Origin of the sequence: Enterobacter cloacae complex sp. R_G8 (genome assembly GCF_024599795.1) — a bacterium.
In the GTDB taxonomy this organism is placed as follows: Bacteria; Pseudomonadota; Gammaproteobacteria; order Enterobacterales; family Enterobacteriaceae; genus Enterobacter; species Enterobacter dissolvens.
In genome coordinates this window covers 4,341,372-4,359,028 of the sequence record NZ_CP102246.1, presented here as the reverse complement: position 1 = coordinate 4,359,028, position 17,657 = coordinate 4,341,372, and the positions used below count along the sequence as shown (strand labels likewise).

Annotated in this window: 15 protein-coding genes and 1 riboswitch; of the genes, 5 read left to right on the top strand and 10 right to left on the bottom strand. The window is 56.7% G+C overall.

The window, feature by feature from the left end; genetic code table 11:
* Positions 1-57: 57 nt before the first annotated feature.
* The 4 genes from polB to araB form a co-directional block, all read right to left on the bottom strand.
* A complete protein-coding gene (polB, locus tag NQ842_RS20565; protein WP_257256268.1) occupies positions 58-2,415 on the bottom strand; it encodes a DNA polymerase II in 2,358 nt (785 codons plus the stop codon).
* Positions 2,416-2,489: 74 nt separating this feature from the next.
* Entirely contained in the window at positions 2,490-3,185 is a 696-nt protein-coding gene (gene araD, locus NQ842_RS20560) for an L-ribulose-5-phosphate 4-epimerase (protein ID WP_014830625.1), read from the bottom strand.
* Positions 3,186-3,271: 86 nt separating this feature from the next.
* A complete protein-coding gene (gene araA / locus NQ842_RS20555; RefSeq protein ID WP_020688483.1) occupies positions 3,272-4,774 on the bottom strand; it encodes an L-arabinose isomerase in 1,503 nt (500 codons plus the stop codon).
* Positions 4,775-4,784: 10 nt separating this feature from the next.
* Positions 4,785-6,494 (bottom strand): ribulokinase, encoded by a 1,710-nt coding sequence (araB, locus tag NQ842_RS20550; RefSeq protein WP_257256267.1) that lies wholly within the window; start codon positions 6,492-6,494, stop codon positions 4,785-4,787.
* 336 nt (positions 6,495-6,830) lie between these two features.
* On the opposite strand from araB, the gene araC reads away from it, so the two are divergent.
* Together araC and NQ842_RS20540 are read left to right on the top strand one after the other, a co-directional pair.
* Complete coding sequence (gene araC, locus NQ842_RS20545; protein ID WP_013095551.1) at positions 6,831-7,676, top strand: arabinose operon transcriptional regulator AraC; 846 nt, start codon at positions 6,831-6,833, stop codon at positions 7,674-7,676.
* 128 nt (positions 7,677-7,804) lie between these two features.
* Entirely contained in the window at positions 7,805-8,572 is a 768-nt protein-coding gene (locus tag NQ842_RS20540) for a DedA family protein (protein WP_046889342.1), read from the top strand.
* On the opposite strand, the gene thiQ is transcribed toward NQ842_RS20540, so the two are convergent.
* The 4 genes from thiQ to sgrR all read right to left on the bottom strand — a co-directional run bounded on the left by thiQ (position 8,562) and on the right by sgrR (position 13,640).
* Positions 8,562-9,263 carry a thiamine ABC transporter ATP-binding protein ThiQ gene (thiQ, locus tag NQ842_RS20535; RefSeq protein ID WP_014830629.1) on the bottom strand — a complete coding sequence of 234 codons (702 nt, stop codon included), beginning with the start codon at positions 9,261-9,263 and terminating at the stop codon, positions 8,562-8,564. The two genes, NQ842_RS20540 and thiQ, sit on opposite strands and share 11 nt — an antisense overlap.
* A complete protein-coding gene (gene thiP, locus NQ842_RS20530; protein WP_257256266.1) occupies positions 9,247-10,857 on the bottom strand; it encodes a thiamine/thiamine pyrophosphate ABC transporter permease ThiP in 1,611 nt (536 codons plus the stop codon). The genes thiQ and thiP overlap by 17 nt, the downstream gene beginning before the upstream one ends.
* Positions 10,833-11,816: a thiamine ABC transporter substrate binding subunit gene (gene thiB / locus NQ842_RS20525; protein ID WP_257256265.1), complete on the bottom strand. Its 984-nt coding sequence runs from the start codon at positions 11,814-11,816 to the stop codon at positions 10,833-10,835. The genes thiP and thiB overlap by 25 nt, the downstream gene beginning before the upstream one ends.
* 31 nt (positions 11,817-11,847) lie before the next feature.
* Positions 11,848-11,948, bottom strand: a riboswitch (TPP riboswitch).
* Positions 11,949-11,984: 36 nt separating this feature from the next.
* The gene (sgrR, locus tag NQ842_RS20520) at positions 11,985-13,640 is read right to left on the bottom strand and encodes an HTH-type transcriptional regulator SgrR (RefSeq protein WP_046889339.1); all 1,656 of its coding nucleotides are present in this window, start codon (positions 13,638-13,640) and stop codon (positions 11,985-11,987) included.
* Between the two features lie 88 nt (positions 13,641-13,728).
* Here sgrR and sgrT point away from each other — a divergent pair, with 88 nt between their 5' ends.
* From sgrT to NQ842_RS20505, 3 genes are all read left to right on the top strand, one after another.
* Complete coding sequence (gene sgrT / locus NQ842_RS20515) at positions 13,729-13,881, top strand: glucose uptake inhibitor SgrT (protein ID WP_013095557.1); 153 nt, start codon at positions 13,729-13,731, stop codon at positions 13,879-13,881.
* Positions 13,882-14,001: 120 nt separating this feature from the next.
* Positions 14,002-15,180, top strand: a complete 1,179-nt coding sequence (locus tag NQ842_RS20510) for a sugar efflux transporter (RefSeq protein ID WP_257256264.1) — start codon at positions 14,002-14,004, stop codon at positions 15,178-15,180.
* 216 nt (positions 15,181-15,396) lie between these two features.
* Positions 15,397-15,549, top strand: a complete 153-nt coding sequence (locus NQ842_RS20505; RefSeq protein ID WP_010427008.1) for a Hok/Gef family protein — start codon at positions 15,397-15,399, stop codon at positions 15,547-15,549.
* A 91-nt stretch (positions 15,550-15,640) separates the two neighbouring features.
* Here NQ842_RS20505 and leuD read toward each other — a convergent pair whose 3' ends face one another.
* Both leuD and leuC read right to left on the bottom strand, forming a co-directional pair.
* Positions 15,641-16,246, bottom strand: a complete 606-nt coding sequence (leuD, locus tag NQ842_RS20500) for a 3-isopropylmalate dehydratase small subunit (RefSeq protein WP_182381927.1) — start codon at positions 16,244-16,246, stop codon at positions 15,641-15,643.
* Between the two features lie 10 nt (positions 16,247-16,256).
* On the bottom strand, positions 16,257-17,657 hold the full coding sequence (leuC, locus tag NQ842_RS20495) for a 3-isopropylmalate dehydratase large subunit (RefSeq protein ID WP_014830635.1): 1,401 nt from the start codon (positions 17,655-17,657) through the stop codon (positions 16,257-16,259).

The following is a 17,657-nucleotide window of genomic DNA, read 5'->3' as shown; positions in this document are numbered from 1 at the left end:
TGGGTCCGGGAGTGGAAAGGGCGCTATGGTACTGGATGGCAGCGATTTCGTCACGTGTCAAAATAGGCCAAGTTGCCCTGTCACTAGTGTAGCAAAATCGTCGTCAATGAAAGGCAAAATTCCATCCGCGACGGGCTGAAGCTGGCGCGTCAGGTAGTGATCGTAATCCAGCGGAGACTGCTGATAATCTACCGGCTCTGGCCCGTTAGTCGTCCAGACATACTTGATGGTACCCCGGTTCTGATACTGCGGCGCGCGCCCACGACGGACGTTCTCTTCATCCGCCAGACGCGCGGCACGGACGTGCGGCGGAACGTTACGCTGATACTCCGCCAGCGGGCGACGCAGGCGTTTGCGATACACCAGCTGGTCGTCGAGCTCGCCGGCCATCAGGCTGGCTATCGTCTCGCGGACATAGTCCTGATAAGGCTCATTGCGAAAGACCCGCAGATAGAGCGTTTGCTGGAACTGTTGCGCCAGCGGTGTCCAGTCAGTACGCACCGTCTCCAGCCCTTTAAACACCATGCGCTGCTTTTCACCTTCCTGAATCAGTCCGGCATAGCGCTTCTTGCTGCCCTGATCGGTTCCGCGAATGGTGGGCATTAAAAAGCGGCTGAAATGTGTTTCAAACTCCAGCTCTAACGCACTGGTTAACCGCTCTTTTTGCAAATGCGCTTGCCACCAGTCATTCACGAAGGCGACCAGTTGTTTGCCAATTCGCGCGGCATCCTCTTCGGCGTGCGCGCCTTTCAACCAGACGAAGGTGGAGTCGGTATCGCCATAGATCACTTCATAGCCCTGGGATTCGATAAGCGCCTTTGTCTGACGCATAATCTCATGCCCGCGCATGGTGATGGAGGAGGCGAGACGCGGGTCGAAGAAGCGGCAGGCGCTGGTGCCCAGCACACCGTAAAAGGCGTTCATGATAATTTTTAGCGCCTGAGAAAGCGGCTTGTTGCCATGGCGCTTGGCCTCATCGCGACCGTGCCAGATCTGCCCCACGATCTCCGGCAGGCAGTGTTTCTCTCGTGAGAAACGCGCCCCCAGAAACCCGTCGGTGCTGTGCGTATCGTCCGGCTGCGCCATCCCCTCAACCAGCCCCACCGGATCAATCAGAAAGGTGCGGATAATAGACGGATAGAGGCTTTTGTAGTCCAGCACCAGCACGGAGTCATACAGCCCCGGCCGGGAATCCATCACGTAGCCGCCAGGGCTTGCCTGCGGCGGCACATCACCCAAATTAGGGGCGACGTAACCTGCCCGGTGCATACGGGGGAAGTAGAGGTGGCTAAATGCAGCCACGGACCCGCCGTGCCGGTCCGCGGCAAGACCGTTCACGGTGGCGCGTTCCAGCAGAAACGGCATGATCTCGGTTTTGTGGAAAATTTGCGTAACCAGTTCACAATCTTTCAGGTTGTAGGTGGCCAGTGCCGGTTTGTCTTCGTTGAAGCGGCGGTCGATCTCATCCATTCGGTCCCATGGGTTATCGATGGATTTCCCTTCACCCAGCAGCTCCTGCGCCACCGCCTCCAGCGAGAAGGAGGAGAAATTCCAGAACGCCGATTTCAGCGCCTCGATGCCGTCGATGATCAGGCGACCGTTGGCCTGTGCGAAGAAGACGCCGTTTTTGAAACCGTGCTCGCGCCATTCCAGTTCGCTATGACCCCGCCCAAGCATGAGCGGGATGCGGTAACGCTCGGCGTGTTTTTGCAGTACCCGCAGGTCGAACTGCACCACGTTCCAGCCGATCAGGACATCGGGATCGCGATCGGCAAACCACTGGTTCAGTTTCTCCAGCAGCTGCGGCCGGCTGTTGACATACTCCAGCCGGAAGTCCAGCGCGGAGGCATCACCATTCGGTGGCCCGAGCATATAGACAACCCGGTCGCCGCAGCCTTCAAGGCCAATACAGTACAGTTCACCGTGACGGGTGGTTTCGATATCCAGTGAGACCCATTTCAGCGGCGGACGGTAATGTGGGTTGGGCTTCAGACGGGCATTAATCAGCCCACCGTTGTGCGCCGTGCCATCAACCCAGACAGGGGCGGTAATAAACCGCTCCATCAGGAAACGTTCCGGGGGACGAATATCGGCTTCGTATAGCGTGACGCCCGCCTCGCGCAGCAGTTTCTCATAGCGCATGAGCTGGCGATGGGCACGACAATAGAGACCGTAAACCGGCTGGCGATGGAAATCTTTCAGCTCAAGTGGCGTGATGCGCCAGTTGTTTTCCCCGCGCAGTAGCGGCTTTACTTTGTCGACGTGGGCTTCAGGAATAAACGCCACGGACTCCTGTGGCGGCAGCGTAACGTGCAACGGGCCGTTGTCCGTTGCCAGCCAGAACTCCACCTCTGTTCCCTGAGGCGTATCCCGCCAGTGTCGGGTCAATAAAAAACCTTCTTGCGCCTGCGTCACGCCGTTATCCCATAAAACAAAACCAGGCCTGATTATAGCCTGGTTAGCGGTTTTATGCTGGGTTTATATACAGTTTATTGCCCGTAATAGGCTTTTGCACCGTGCTTGCGCAGGTAGTGTTTGTCCAGCAGCGTCTGTTGCATATCCGGCAACTGTGGTGCCAGTTGACGACAGAAGATGCCCATATAGGCTACCTCTTCCAGCACAATCGCGTTATGCACTGCATCCTCCGCATTTTTGCCCCACGCAAACGGACCGTGGGAATGCACCAGCACCCCGGGCATCTGTGCTGCGTCGATGCCCTGTTTTTCAAAGGTTTCGACAATCACATTGCCGGTTTCCCATTCATACTCGCCGTTGATTTCCGCATCGGTCATCAGGCGGGTGCACGGGATGGTGCCGTAAAAGTAGTCTGCGTGCGTGGTACCGGTAGCCGGGATGGACTGGCCTGCCTGCGCCCAGATAGTCGCATGACGCGAGTGGGTATGCACAATGCCGCCGATGGTCGGAAATGCCTGATACAGCAGGCGATGGGTGGGGGTATCGGAGGAGGGTTTTTTCTTCCCTTCCACCACTTCACCGGTTGCAATGCTGACCACAACCATATCGTCAGCGGTCATTATCGTATAATCCACGCCGGAAGGCTTGATGACGAACACCCCTTTTTCGCGGTCAACGGCGCTGACGTTGCCCCAGGTCAGGGTCACCAGATTATGTTTAGGCAGCGCCAGGTTAGCTTCGAGTACCTGGCGTTTGAGATCTTCTAGCATTGTTGTCTCCCGCCGGACGGCGCTTCGCTTATCCGGCCTACATAATCGTAGGCCCGGTAAACGCAGTGCCACCGGGCACGTCGTACTTAACGTTTCGAACCGTAATAGACTTCATTCCAGCGCAGCGCGTCTTTAAACGCGGGCAGGCGGGTATCGTTATCGATCACAGTCAGTTCGATATCGTGCAGTTCAGCGAACTGACGCATATCGTTGAGATCCAGCGCGTGACTGAAGACGGTATGGTGCGCGCCCCCGGCGACGATCCAGGCTTCGGAGGCGGTTGGCAGGTCGGGCTGCGCTTTCCACAGGGCGTTGGCGACCGGCAGTTTTGGCAGCGCGTGTGGCGTTTCAACCGCATCCACACAGTTCACCAGCAGGCGGAAACGATCGCCCAGGTCGATCAGGCTGGCGTTGATGGCCGGGCCGGTACGGGTGTTGAAGATCAAACGTGCCGGATCCGCTTTACCGCCAATGCCGAGATGCTGCACGTCGAGGATCGGTTTCTCTTCGACGGCAATGGACGGGCAGACTTCCAGCATGTGTGAACCGAGTACCAGGTCGTTGCCATTTTCGAAGTGGTAGGTGTAGTCCTCCATAAAGGAGGTGCCGCCCTGCAGACCGGTTGACATCACTTTCATGATGCGAAGCAGAGCGGCAGTTTTCCAGTCGCCTTCGCCCGCAAAGCCGTAGCCCTGCTGCATCAGACGTTGTACTGCCAGACCCGGCAGTTGTTTCAGACCATGAAGATCTTCAAATGTCGTGGTAAAGGCGTGGAAGCCGCCCTGTTCCAGGAAGCGTTTCATCCCCAGTTCAATGCGTGCTGCATCCAGCACGTTCTGGCGTTTGTCACCCTTCACCTGCGCCGCTGCAGTGAGGCGATAGCTGCTTTCGTATTCGTCGACCAGCGCGCTCACGTCGCCATCGCCGATCTCATTCACGACCTGCACCAGGTCACCCACGGCCCAGGTGTTCACGGAGAAACCGAACTTGATCTGCGCGGCAACTTTGTCACCGTCAGTGACTGCCACTTCACGCATGTTGTCGCCAAACCGCACCACTTTCAGGTGGCGGGTATCCTGTTTGGATACGGCCTGACGCATCCAGGAGCCGATGCGTTTCTGCGCATGTTGATCCTGCCAGTGTCCGGTTACTACGGCGTGCTGCTGACGCATGCGGGCACCGATGAAGCCGAACTCACGGCCACCGTGTGCGGTCTGATTCAGGTTCATAAAGTCCATATCAATGCTGTCCCATGGCAGGGAGGCGTTGAACTGGGTATGGAATTGCAGCAGCGGTTTGTTGAGGATAGACAGACCGTTGATCCACATTTTGGCGGGTGAGAAGGTGTGCAGCCACACCACCAGACCCGCGCATTTATCGTCGTAGTTCGCGTCACGGCAGATATGGGTGATCTCATCCGGCGTGGTGCCAAGCGGCTTCAGCACCAGTTTGCACGGCAGTTTGGCTTCCGCGTTCAGCGCGTTAACGACGTGCTCCGCGTGTTTCGTCACCTGTTGCAACGCTTGCGGTCCGTACAAATGCTGGCTGCCAATCACAAACCACACTTCATAATTATCAAAAATGGTCATCGTCGAGTCCTTAATGGGTCAGGGTTGCCGTCGTGTCCGCGGTGTGTTTTGACGGGGCGGCGACAGGGAGATAGTGAAGTTCGGCGCTTTTTGCCCATTGCTGGTAGCGCTGATAAAGCTGTTCAAAGCGTTGCGCCTGTTGAGCACGCGGCTGAAGGGTGTTTTCGACCGCGCTTGCCATATGCTGCTGTGCAGTCGGGATATCGGCGTGTACGCCCGCGGCAACGGCGGCGAAAATGGCCGCACCCAGCGCGCAACATTGATCGGACGCGACAATCTGCAGCGGACGGTTCAGCACGTCGCAGCAGGCCTGCATGATCACCGGGTTTTTACGGGCGATACCGCCCAGCGCCATGACGTTGTTGACGTCGATGCCCTGTTCGGTGAAGCACTCCATAATCGCACGGGCACCGAAGGCGGTGGCTGCAATCAGGCCGCCAAACAGGGCCGGGGCATCGGTCGCCAGATTGAGATCGGTGATAACGCCTTTAAGACGCTGGTTGGCAAATGGCGTACGGCGGCCGTTGAACCAGTCGAGCACCACCGGCAGGTGTTCAAGAGACGGATTTTTCGCCCACGCGGCGGTGAGCTGGGGCAGCAGCTGTTTCTTACTCTCGGCAATCTGGGTTTTCAGTTCCGGGTGCGCGGTCGCGAGCTGGTCCAGCGGCCAGCCCAGTACCCGACCAAACCAGGCGTAAATATCGCCAAACGCAGACTGGCCGGCTTCCAGACCGATAAAGTCCGGCACCACGCTGCCGTCGACCTGGCCGCAGATACCTTTCACTGCGCGGTCGCCGACGCTGGCTTTATCCGCCGTCAGGATGTCGCAGGTGGAGGTACCGATCACTTTCACCAGCGTATTGGGTTGGGCTCCAGCGCCCACCGCGCCCATATGGCAATCAAACGCACCGCCGGAGATTGCCACGTTTTGCGGCAGGCCCAGGCGTGTTGCCCACTCTTCGCAGAGCGTGCCCACCGGAATATCGGCGGTAAAGGTGTCGGTAAAGAGCGGGTATTTCAGGCTCTTGTTGATAATGGGATCGAGTTCATCGAAGAAGGCTGCTGGTGGCAGACCGCCCCAGCTTTCATGCCATAGCGATTTATGCCCGGCGCTGCAGCGGCCGCGGCGAATATCCTGCGGACGGGGGGTACCCGAGAGCAGGGCAGGAACCCAGTCACACAGTTCAATCCACGATGCGGCTGCCTGTGCAACCGCTGCGTCAGCGCGGGTGACATGCAAGATCTTGGCCCAGAACCATTCACTGGAATAAATTCCGCCGATGTAGCGCGAATAGTCGGTTTTGCCCGGCTGGTGGCACAACCGGGTGATGGCTTCGGCCTCTTCGACGGCGGTATGGTCTTTCCACAGCACAAACATGGCGTTCGGGTTGTCGGCGAACTCAGGACGCAGCGCCAGCACCCGGCCTTCCGCATCCACTGGCGCGGGGGTAGAACCGGTGCTGTCTACGCCGATCCCAACCACCTCTGCACGCTGTTCGTCAGTCAGTTCTGCCAGCACGGTTTTGATTGCCGCTTCCATCGACTCGATATAGTCGCGTGGATGGTGACGGAACTGGTTGTTTGGCGCATCGCAGTAGCGCCCCTCTTGCCAGCGTGGGTACCACTCAACGCTGGTTGCTATCTCCTGGCCGGACGTACAGTCCACTGCCAGGGCGCGAACCGAGTCGCTGCCAAAATCGAGGCCAATCGCAATTGCCATGGTGTTGCTCCATCAGAAAACAGGTATGAGAGAACATTAGAGACTGGGGGCGAAAATCGTCAGGCAGGATCCGCTAATCTTATGGACTAAATTGCTGTTGCGATGGAAAGTGTGACGCCGTGCAAATATTCAATGTGGACATTTCTGCCGCAGTTATAGACACTTTTGTTACTGCTTATCTGCCCACTCTGGCGGAGAAATCAGGGGGAAAGGCTGAAACATGGCGGACGTAAAAGAGGCGTGATACTTTTTGGATCTTTTCGCAGGCCATTTTTATGCGGCTTTTAACGATATGGACAATTGGTTTCCTTCAGGACCGTTGGGAGAACTGAATCTATGGCCGAAACGCAAAACGATCCCTTACTGCCGGGTTATTCGTTTAACGCCCATCTGGTGGCGGGGCTGACCCCTATCGAGGCTGAGGGATATCTCGATTTTTACGTTGACCGTCCGCTCGGGATGAAAGGGTACATTCTGAACCTGACCGTGCGTGGGGAAGGGATAATCAAAAACAACGATCAGCAGTTCGTCTGTCGTCCCGGCGATATGCTGCTGTTTCCGCCTGGCGAGATCCACCATTACGGGCGTCATCCGGATGCCAAAGAGTGGTATCACCAGTGGGTCTACTTCCGCCCCCGCGCCTACTGGCAGGAGTGGCTATCCTGGCCGGCCATTTTTGCGCACACCGGTTTTTACCGCCCGGACGACGCTCATCTGGCCCAGTTCCGCGAGCTGTTTGCCCAGATTATTGAGGCAGGGCAGGCGGGTGGGCGCTACGCTGAACTGCTGGCGATTAATTTGCTTGAACAGGTTTTACTGCGCCGGATGGAGGCAATTAACGCGTCGCTTAATCCGCCGCTGGATAACCGTGTGCGCGATGCCTGCCAGTACATCAGCGATCACCTTGCCGACAGCCAGTTTGATATCGCCAGCGTTGCCCAGCATGTCTGCCTGTCGCCGTCGCGGCTTTCGCACCTGTTCCGGCAGCAGTTGGGGGTCAGCGTGCTGAGCTGGCGCGAGGATCAGCGTATCAGCCAGGCTAAACTGCTGCTCAGCACCACCCGGATGCCCATCGCCACCGTAGGGCGCAATGTGGGATTCGAAGATCAGCTCTATTTTTCCCGCGTATTTAAAAAATGCACGGGGGCCAGCCCCAGCGAATTCCGGGCAGGATGTGAATAAACGGTAAAAAAAGATAAACAAGCAGGTGAACAACGGAAGCAACCTGTAAACTATTCAGACAATTGTTGTCTTGACGCGGTGCAGGGTGCTAAGCAGAATCCCTGATTCGTTTTCTGACCGGAATAGTTATGCAGGCATTGCTGGAACATTTTATTACCCAGTCCGTTATGTATTCGCTTATCGCCGTTGCGCTGGTGGCATTTCTGGAATCGCTGGCGCTGGTTGGGCTTATCCTGCCCGGCACTGTGATGATGGCGGCGTTGGGCGCGTTGATTGGCAGCGGTGAGGTCAATTTCTGGCAGGCGTGGCTGGCCGGTATTATCGGCTGCTTACTGGGCGACTGGATCTCCTTCTGGCTGGGCTGGCGTTTCAAGAAGCCGCTGCACCGCTGGTCTTTCATGAAGAAGAACAAAGCGTTGCTGGATAAAACCGAGCATGCGCTGCATCAGCACAGCATGTTTACTATTCTCGTGGGACGTTTTGTCGGGCCAACGCGTCCGCTGGTGCCGATGGTGGCCGGGATGCTGGATCTGCCCGTCGCAAAATTCGTTGTGCCGAACATTATCGGTTGCGTCTTCTGGCCTCCGTTTTACTTCCTGCCGGGGATCCTGGCGGGGGCGGCAATTGATATTCCTGACGATATGCAAAGCGGCGGTTTTAAATGGCTACTGCTGGCAACAGCGCTGCTGTTATGGCTCGCGGCATGGTTGTGCTGGCGACTATGGCGCAGCGCGAAAGCGAATGTCGATCGTCTTACGCGCTATCTGCCTCGCTCGCGTTTGCTGTGGCTGGCACCGCTGACGCTGGGTGTTGCCGTCGTGGCGCTGATTGCGCTGGTTCGTCATCCGCTGATGCCGGTGTACGGTGAGATCCTGTTAAAGGTTGTCAGCCGTTAAGGATCCCCAGCAGGTGCGACGCGCTTGCTTTGCCACTCATCAACTCTTCGGTTTCACCATCCCACACGATACGCCCCTCCGCGATCACCACCGATCGCGGGGCGATGCGTGCGGCATCCTCGATACTGTGTGACACCATCAGCATCGTCAGCTGCTGACGCTGGCAGACCTCCTGTACCAGCGTGAGCATCTCCTGGCGCAAGGCAGGGTCGAGTGCAGAGAAGGGCTCATCCAGCAGCAGCACCGGTTGTTCGCGTACCAGACAGCGAGCCAGCGCCACGCGCTGACGTTGTCCGCCAGAGAGCTCTCCGGGGAGCCGGTCAATAAACGTGGTGATGCCCATTTGCCCGGCAATCCTCTCCAGCTTCTGGCGCTGGGCGTCGTTCAGTTTCAGCCCCGGATCCATACCCAGCGCGATGTTTTGCCGCACCGTCAGATGGGTGAACAGATTATTTTCCTGGAACAGCATCGAGACCGGACGCCTGGCGGGCGGGGTGAGGGTATGGTCGTTGTTTTCAATCTCTATTGACCCGCTCGCCGGTTGCAGAAAACCGGCAATCAGATTGAGCAAGGTGCTCTTGCCTGCCCCGCTTGGGCCAAGTACGGCAATCATCTCCCCCTGACGCACAGAGAGGGTGAAACGCATAGGCAGATGCTGGTAGAGCCAGGTGACATCAGTCAGTTTTAACATTGCGCCCCGGAAGTTTTTCGATAACGGTAAATAAGGCAAAGCACAGCAACAGCAGTAACAGCGCCGTGACGGCCCCCTCCTGGCTGCGGTAGGACCCGATCTGCTGATACAGCCAGTACGGCAGCGTGCGGAAATCTTCATTGCCGAAGAGCGCCACCACACCAAAGTCACCAATGGAGAGCACACAAGCGAAGGCCAGCGCCTGAGCCAGCGGGCGTTTTAGCGCGCGCAGTTCGACTACCTTTAGCCGCTTCCAGCCCTGCATGCCGAGCGACTGACACAGCAAAGCATAGCGGCTGTTGATGTCGCGCATGGGATTTTCCAGAACCTTCAACGCATAGGGGATGGCCATCAGGGCGTTGGTAAAAATCACGATCCCGTCGGCGCTTTCCGGCAGACCAACCGTACTGTTGAACACTAAAAAGAAGCCGGTTGCCAGGACGATGCCCGGCATTGCCAGGATCAACATTCCCGTCAGCTCCAGCGCTTGCCCGGCTTTGCGCGCCTGGCGTGCATAAAGTTCACGGCTGCTCCACAGCAGCATCATGGTCAGCACGACACACAATAGCCCGGCAGCCAGCGCAATGCGCAAGGATGTCCAGGTCGCCTGCCAGAGGACGGGCTGTTGCAACACGGAGACGAGGTTAAGGTTAACGCCATCGACGATAACGGCCAGCAGCGGCGGCAGAAGCAGCAGCAGGGCCAGTACGATCAACATCCCATCCGCGATTCGGCTGTGCAGGCTGTCCTGTGGATCGCGCCAGCCTGTAATCTGATGACTGCCCGGTGGAATGGCTTTGCTCAGACGCTGACTCAGCAGGACCAGCACAAGACAGCACAGCATCTGTACCAGAGCCAGAAGCGCAGCGCGGCCGGGGTCGTAGTCGTAACTCAGCGCCTGGTAAATCGCCAGTTCGATGGTGGTGGCCTGTGGCCCGCCACCAAGTGAAAGTACGGTGGCGAAACTGGCAAAACAGAGCATAAAGATCAGCGCCGCAACCGGAGGGATTTGACGGCGCAGCCATGGCCATTCGACAAAGCGGAAGAATGACCAGCCGCGCATACCCAGCTGTGCCGCAAGCTGACGCTGCTCGCCGGGGATAGCCTCCAGCGCCTGTAAAAAAAGCCGGGTCGCCATGGGCATGTTGAAAAAGATGTGTGCCAGCAGAATACCTTTCAGCCCGTAAGGGGAGAAGGTCCACTCCAGACCAAGCAGGTTAAAGAGAGCGGCCAACCAGCCCTGACGACCATACACGCTCAGGATCCCAAATACCGCCACCAGAACGGGCAGGATCAGCGTCATGGCGCACAGTCTCAACAGCGCCTCCCTGCCGGGGAAGCGTCTGCGGTAGAGCGCCCGCGCGAGAAAAATGGCCGGGATCACCGACAGCAGGGCAGAGAGAAACGCCTGCCAGAAAGAGAACCGGATGACATGCCAGAGATAGCTGTCGTGCCAGAGGGAGAGCAGATCACTCTCCGGCGCGTTAAACCACAATGCCAGAAAAGCGCCGAGACTGACCGCCACCATCACTACGGCGGCGAGCAGTCCGGGAAATAACCAGCCGGGAATTAGCGGCTGACGGCGCGTTGCCATTCACTTACCCATGCTGCTCGCTGCGCGGCGACCTGCTGCGGCGTAAACTCCAGCGAGGTTTGCGGTTTGGTCAGTTGCTCAAAGCCGGCAGGCAGCGTCACGTTGGTCACCGGATACATCCAGTTACCCGTTGGGATCGCATTCTGGAACGCCGGGGAAACCATGAATTTCAAAAACTTCTCGGCCAGTTCCGGCTGCTTGCTGGCGGCAGTGCGGGCGGCCACTTCCACCTGCAGATAATGTCCTTCAGCGAAATCAGCGGCGGCGTAGTTGTCTTTCTTCTCGGCGATAATGTGATAAGCCGGGGAGGTGGTGTAGCTCAGCACCAGGTCGCTCTCCCCTTTCAGGAACAGACCATAGGCCTCGCTCCAGCCTTTGGTGACGGTCACGGTTTTGGCGGCCAGCTTCTGCCACGCTTCCGGCGTTTTATCACCATAGACCTTCTGCATCCACAGCAGCAGACCCAGACCCGGCGTGCTGGTGCGCGGATCTTCATAAATCACGCGCCATTTTTGGTCGCTTTCCACCAGCTCCTTCAGGCTTTTCGGCGGATTCTTCAGCTTGTTTTTATCGTAGACAAACGCAAAATATCCGTAATCGAACGGCACAAAGGTGTCGTTCTTCCAGCCGCCCGGCACGTTAACCGCCTCTGCCGCCACGCCGCTTTTGGCGAACAGTTTTGTTTGCGACGCCGCATCCAGCAGGTTGTTATCCAGGCCGAGTACCACGTCGGCCTTACTGTTTTTGCCTTCCATACGCAGACGATTAAGCAGCGAGACGCCATCTTCCAGCGCCACGAATTTCAGTTCGCAGTCGCAGTCGGCTTCAAAGGCTTTTTTGACTACCGGGCCTGGGCCCCAGTCGGCAGAAAAGGAGTCGTAGGTGTAGACCGTCAGGACGGGTTTTGCGAAAGCAGGCAGCGCAAACAGCGCCAGCAGGGGAAGCACTTTTTTTAACACTTTGCACCTCAAGGTTGAGTGGCAAAGGATTTTGAGCGACAGCCTCAAATCCCTTCGCCGGCGTTATCCGGATCAGGTTCGACGGGTATTATCTCAGCGCACATCAGTGATGCAGCACCCCGTTGAGAACGGCGGTATTGTAATGATTTGGCGAATATTACGAAAGTGTTATGGCTCGGGTGGCGCAAACCAGGCGGATTTAAAATCAAACCAGCCGAGCGTATTCATCCGTAACCCCCGCATACTGCGTTGACCCTGGATCATCAGCCAGTGGTGGATCAGCGGCACGATCGCCTGTTCGGCCAGCAGCGCCTGACACCATGTGGCCAGATTCATCTCGCCCGCGCGCCACTGTGCGGCGTCCTGCTGCCAGTCCCGATCGATACAGTGCTGGATCAGCGGGACTTCATACAGGTGTGAGAAGAGCGAGAAATCGAGCGGCAGGGTGAAGTTGGCGCTGTTCAGCCAGATATCGCTTACGATATCGCCACGATGCCACTCATCATAGTCGACCTCCTGGATCGTCAGCTGAACACCTTCTGCGGCCAGCAGTCTGGTCATGATTCTGGCGATAAAACGATGCTCCACGTGCTCGCGGTAGTAGGTCAGAGTGATGGACTCCAGCCCTGCCGGCTTGTCACACTGCACTGGCCGGGCGTGATGCCAGCGGGGAAGCAGACCGTACGCCGGGAACCAGTACGTCTGATACTGCTCTTCCGCATGGTAAATCAGATTGGAGGGGGATAAGACATGGCTAATCCATTTGCGTACCGCCTGATTGGCTCCCCGGTGGGTGCGACTGTCAAACAGCAGATAGTAGCAGCCCTCTTCAAGGCGACTTTCCACCGCCTTTTCACCCGTAGTGGGACCTTCAAGCGTCAGCCCGGCGCTGAGCTCTTCATTGAGATCCGGTAATACCCAGACGTTCACTTCGTCGATCAGCGCCCGGTAACCAAAATAGTCATCAAACGCGCGAATTTTCAGCTGGTTATTATTATTACGCGACACGGCATAGGGGCCGGTGCCAATAGGTTGACTGGCAAAATTGTCCAGTGATCCCCATTCACCGGGCAGAATCATCGAGGGCACATAGCCCAGCAACCAGGGAAGCCATTTGTCCGGCTGAGACAGTTCAATATCCAGCGTCCAGGCCGTAGGGGAGTGAATCCGCGAAATGTGCGAGTAGAGCGGAAGCTTGCGGGCACGTTCCAGAGACGCGATGACATCGCGCATTTCCAGCTCGCGGCCGTGATGAAAGTGGATGCCGGGACGTAAGAAGAAGCGCCAGTGAAGCGGGGAAAGTTGCTGCCAGTGGTGCGCAATATCAGCTTCCAGTTCCCCGTTTTCCTCATTTATCCGCGTCAGGCCGCTGAAAATTTGTCGGGCCATATGGGTTTCTGAACGGCGTAATGCCGTGCCGGGGAGCAGATTTTTCATCGGACGATAGTAGAGCACGCGCAGGATGTGGCGGCCCTGACGGAAACTTCGCCCGAGATGAGAGACCAGCATTTGACGTACTGCGGCTTTATCGCCCACCAGTTGCACCAGCTGATCGATTCGGTCCTGTTCCAGCAGATCTTCCGCTCGCTGTTGCTGCAAGGCCAGGCCGGTATAGAGAAAGGTCAGGCGTGAGCGTTTGCCGCGTCCTGCTTCGGCTTCCCAGTTTAACCAGCCCTGTTGCTGCATGGTGTTAAGCAGCGTGCGCATATGACGTCGGGAGCAGTTAAGGAGCTCTGCCAGTTCGTTGAGCGTGGTCTCCTGCGATTGCCCTTCGCAGCACTGCCAGAGGCGGATAAATTGTTGTTGCAGACGACCAGAAGGCATAAAAGGGGAACTCCTGACAAAAAATCAGCAATTTATTAATCCCTATATTAAGCCAATAATTCTTCCTGATGAAGTGAGGAGGTAAATTATGAAGAGGTCTACCGCTCGTCAGTTTTATCAGCAGTACTTTTCAGCGACAAAAGGAACGTCCTGGCTGGCCCGTCAGTGTGCTGAGCAACGGCTGAAAATGTTAGAAGAATTGATGCAGTGGGACGTTACGAAACCGACCTCTTCTCGCTAACTCGCCTCGATCATGTGTGACTGAGTATTGGTGCTTATCACCCGCCAGCAAAATGTTTTTTGCTGGCTTTTTTCGTTTATTCTTTCACCCAATTCGATTCGCTTTCACAAGGACTTGCAGATGCTCTGGTTAATGACAATGGGGCGACGCCTGAACGGCGTGTATGCCGCTTTTATGCTGGTGGCCTTTATGATGGGCGTGGCGGGGGCGTTGCAGGCACCGACGCTGAGTCTTTTTCTCAGTCGGGAGGTGGGGGCGCAGCCGTTCTGGATCGGTCTGTTTTATACCGTGAACGCCATCGCCGGGATCCTGGTCAGCCTGTGGCTGGCGAAACGATCCGACAGCCAGGGCGATCGCCGTAAGTTGATCCTCTTTTGTTGCGCCATGGCCGTGGGTAACGCGCTGCTGTTTGCCTTTAATCGTCACTACCTGACGCTGATCACTTGCGGCGTGCTGCTGGCCTCACTGGCAAACACCGCCATGCCGCAACTCTTCGCGCTGGCCCGGGAATATGCCGATAATTCGGCGCGGGAAGTGGTGATGTTTAGCTCGGTGATGCGTGCGCAGCTCTCTCTTGCATGGGTCATTGGTCCGCCGTTGGCCTTTATGCTGGCGCTGAATTACGGTTTTACCGCCATGTTTTCCATCGCTGCGGGGATTTTTGCCATTAGTCTGGCACTGATTGCCTTCGCGCTACCGTCAGTGGCGCGTGTCGAACAGACAGCGGATAAACCCATTACACAGGTGAGCGGCTGGCAGGATAAAAACGTCCGTATGCTGTTTATCGCTTCCACGCTGATGTGGACCTGCAACACCATGTATATCATCGATATGCCGCTATGGATCAGCAGTGATCTGGGGCTGCCTGATAAGCTCGCCGGGATCTTAATGGGGACGGCTGCCGGGCTGGAAATTCCGGCGATGATTCTGGCGGGGTACTACGTCAAATATCTCGGAAAACGCCGGATGATGGTGGTAGCCGTAGCGGCCGGGGTGCTGTTCTACCTGGGGCTCATTTTCTTCCATTCACGAGAGGCGTTGCTGGCACTGCAGCTGTTTAATGCTGTGTTTATCGGGATTGTGGCCGGAATAGGGATGCTCTGGTTCCAGGATCTAATGCCCGGGCGGGCGGGTTCGGCGACCACACTCTTTACCAACAGCATCTCCACGGGGGTGATTCTGGCGGGGGTGATTCAGGGGGCGCTGTCACAAAGCTACGGACATGCAGCGGTGTACTGGATGATAGCGGCCATATCTGTTCTTACGCTGATGCTGACCTGGCGCGTAAAAGACGTTTGATTCTGGAAGGCGTCTTCACGAAATGAAACGATTTTCTGACAGGACCTGAGAAGACACATAGAGTGCGTGGCGGGTGCTTGAGGCTGTTTGCCTCAGGCTTTCGCAAGAGGCAAACAGTGGAGAGTCCCACATCAAAAAACTGATGGGGAGACCAACTTCACAACCAACATTGCGAGGTTAGTCTCTTCATTGCCGAAAAGCAATAAGGAGGCTGGAATGCCAAAACGTACTCTGCTGTTAGGTTTGTTTCTGATCTGTACAACGCTGTTGATCTTCACCTGGATGGTGCGTGATTCACTGTGTGAACTGCATTTCAGACAGGAGAAAACAGAGCTGGCAGCAGTGTTGGCTTACGAAGCAAAACGTTAGCGGTATGGGCGGGGAAAGTTCCCCGCCTCTCCAGAGTGGTTGAGCCTCAATGCACCCTTATCAATGGCCCGCATCGTGCGGGCCATTGCCTTTAGCCCATAAACGCAGGCTGTTTTTTCTCGTACGCGGAGATGGCGTGTTCGTGCTGAAGCGTCAGGCCAATGCTGTCCAGGCCGTTCAGCATACAGTGACGACGGAAGGCATCGATGCTGAAGTTATAGATCTTATCCCCGGCTTTCACCACTTCCGCTTCCAGATCCACTTCAAACGACATGCCCGGATTTGCCTTAACCAGCACGAACAATTCATCCACTTGCTCGTCACTCAGCGTCACTGGCAGAAGCTGGTTGTTGAAGCTGTTGCCGTAGAAGATATCCGCAAAGCTCGGGGCGATCACGACTTTAAAGCCGTAGTCGGTCAGTGCCCATGGCGCGTGCTCGCGCGATGAACCGCAGCCAAAGTTTTCCCGCGCCAGCAGAATGGAGGCGCCTTTATATTCCGGGAAGTTCAGTACAAATTCCGGGTCAGGAACCTGGCCTTTATCATCCAGAAAACGCCAGTCGTTAAACAGATGAGCGCCAAAACCGGTGCGGGTGACCTTCTGCAAAAACTGCTTCGGAATGATTGCATCGGTGTCGACATTAGCGGCGTCCAGGGGGACAACCCGGCCTGTATGTTGGGTAAATTTCTCTGCCATGATTGTCTCCTTATTTCAGGCTGCGAATATCGGCGAAATGGCCGGTAACTGCCGCAGCGGCGGCCATGGCCGGGCTGACCAGATGGGTGCGCCCACCGCGGCCCTGGCGGCCTTCAAAGTTACGGTTACTGGTGGAGGCACAACGTTCGCCAGGATTCAGGCGGTCATTGTTCATGGCCAGACACATGGAGCAGCCAGGCAAGCGCCACTCGAAGCCCGCTTCGATAAAGATCTTATCCAGGCCTTCGGCTTCCGCCTGCGCTTTTACCGGGCCAGATCCTGGCACGACCAGCGCCTGTACGCCTGGTGCCACTTTACGGCCTTTGGCGATCTCCGCCGCGGCGCGCAAATCTTCGATGCGCGAGTTAGTGCAGGAGCCGATAAAGACTTTATCAATCGTCACATCGGTCAACGGCACGCCGGGTTTCAGGCCCATATAAGCCAGCGCTTTTTCGGCGCTGGCGCGTTCGACCGGATCGGCAAATGAGGCCGGATCGGGGATGGTGTCATTCACGGAAATGACCTGACCCGGATTGGTCCCCCAGGTCACCTGCGGGGCAATCTCTTCCGCCTGCAGGGTAACAACGGTATCAAAGACAGCGCCATCGTCAGTTTTCAGGGTTTTCCAGTACGCGACGGCGTCAGCGTAATCCTGACCTTTCGGCGCATGCAGACGCCCTTTCACATAGTTAAACGTGGTTTCGTCTGGCGCCACCAGGCCTGCTTTTGCCCCCATCTCGATGGCCATATTGCACAGAGTCATACGACCTTCCATGCTCAGCGCCTGAATAGCCTCACCGCAGAATTCAACAACGTGCCCCGTACCGCCGGCGCTGCCCGTTTTACCAATGATGGCCAGCACGATGTCTTTCGCGGTGATCCCTGGTGCGGCTTTGCCTTTCACTTCAATCTTCATGGTTTTGGCTCGGCCCTGTTTCAGGGTCTGCGTAGCCAGAACATGCTCAACTTCAGAGGTGCCAATACCGAACGCCAGGGCACCGAATGCACCGTGTGTGGCGGTATGGGAGTCACCGCAGACGATGGTCATGCCGGGCAGGGTAATACCCTGCTCTGGCCCCATGACGTGAACGATACCCTGATACGGATGGTTCAAATCGTAGAGCTCAACGCCAAACTCGTTACAGTTCTTAATCAACTCCTGCATCTGAATACGCGCCATTTCACCCGACGCATTGATATCTTTGGTCTGAGTGGAAACGTTGTGATCCATTGTCGCGAAGGTTTTACCCGGCTGACGTACCGGGCGTTTGTGCGCACGCAGGCCGTCAAATGCCTGTGGAGAGGTCACTTCATGTACCAGATGCCTGTCGATATACAGCAGTGGGGTTTCGTTTGGTGCCTCGTAGACAACGTGCGCATCAAACAATTTTTCATATAACGTCTTCGCCAT

What these genes read in the sequence shown, in the direction of transcription:
- NQ842_RS20505 (WP_010427008.1), top strand. Translation starts at nt 15,397, where the DNA reads ATGCCAAAACGTACTCTGCTGTTAGGTTTGTTTCTGATCTGTACAACG.
- NQ842_RS20510 (WP_257256264.1), top strand. Translation starts at nt 14,002, where the DNA reads ATGCTCTGGTTAATGACAATGGGGCGACGCCTGAACGGCGTGTATGCC.
- thiP (WP_257256266.1), bottom strand. Translation starts at nt 10,857, where the DNA reads ATGGCAACGCGCCGTCAGCCGCTAATTCCCGGCTGGTTATTTCCCGGA.
- araB (WP_257256267.1), bottom strand. Translation starts at nt 6,494, where the DNA reads ATGGCAATTGCGATTGGCCTCGATTTTGGCAGCGACTCGGTTCGCGCC.
- araD (WP_014830625.1), bottom strand. Translation starts at nt 3,185, where the DNA reads ATGCTAGAAGATCTCAAACGCCAGGTACTCGAAGCTAACCTGGCGCTG.
- araC (WP_013095551.1), top strand. Translation starts at nt 6,831, where the DNA reads ATGGCCGAAACGCAAAACGATCCCTTACTGCCGGGTTATTCGTTTAAC.
- leuD (WP_182381927.1), bottom strand. Translation starts at nt 16,246, where the DNA reads ATGGCAGAGAAATTTACCCAACATACAGGCCGGGTTGTCCCCCTGGAC.
- sgrT (WP_013095557.1), top strand. Translation starts at nt 13,729, where the DNA reads ATGAAGAGGTCTACCGCTCGTCAGTTTTATCAGCAGTACTTTTCAGCG.
- thiQ (WP_014830629.1), bottom strand. Translation starts at nt 9,263, where the DNA reads ATGTTAAAACTGACTGATGTCACCTGGCTCTACCAGCATCTGCCTATG.
- leuC (WP_014830635.1), bottom strand. Translation starts at nt 17,657, where the DNA reads ATGGCGAAGACGTTATATGAAAAATTGTTTGATGCGCACGTTGTCTAC.
- sgrR (WP_046889339.1), bottom strand. Translation starts at nt 13,640, where the DNA reads ATGCCTTCTGGTCGTCTGCAACAACAATTTATCCGCCTCTGGCAGTGC.
- NQ842_RS20540 (WP_046889342.1), top strand. Translation starts at nt 7,805, where the DNA reads ATGCAGGCATTGCTGGAACATTTTATTACCCAGTCCGTTATGTATTCG.
- araA (WP_020688483.1), bottom strand. Translation starts at nt 4,774, where the DNA reads ATGACCATTTTTGATAATTATGAAGTGTGGTTTGTGATTGGCAGCCAG.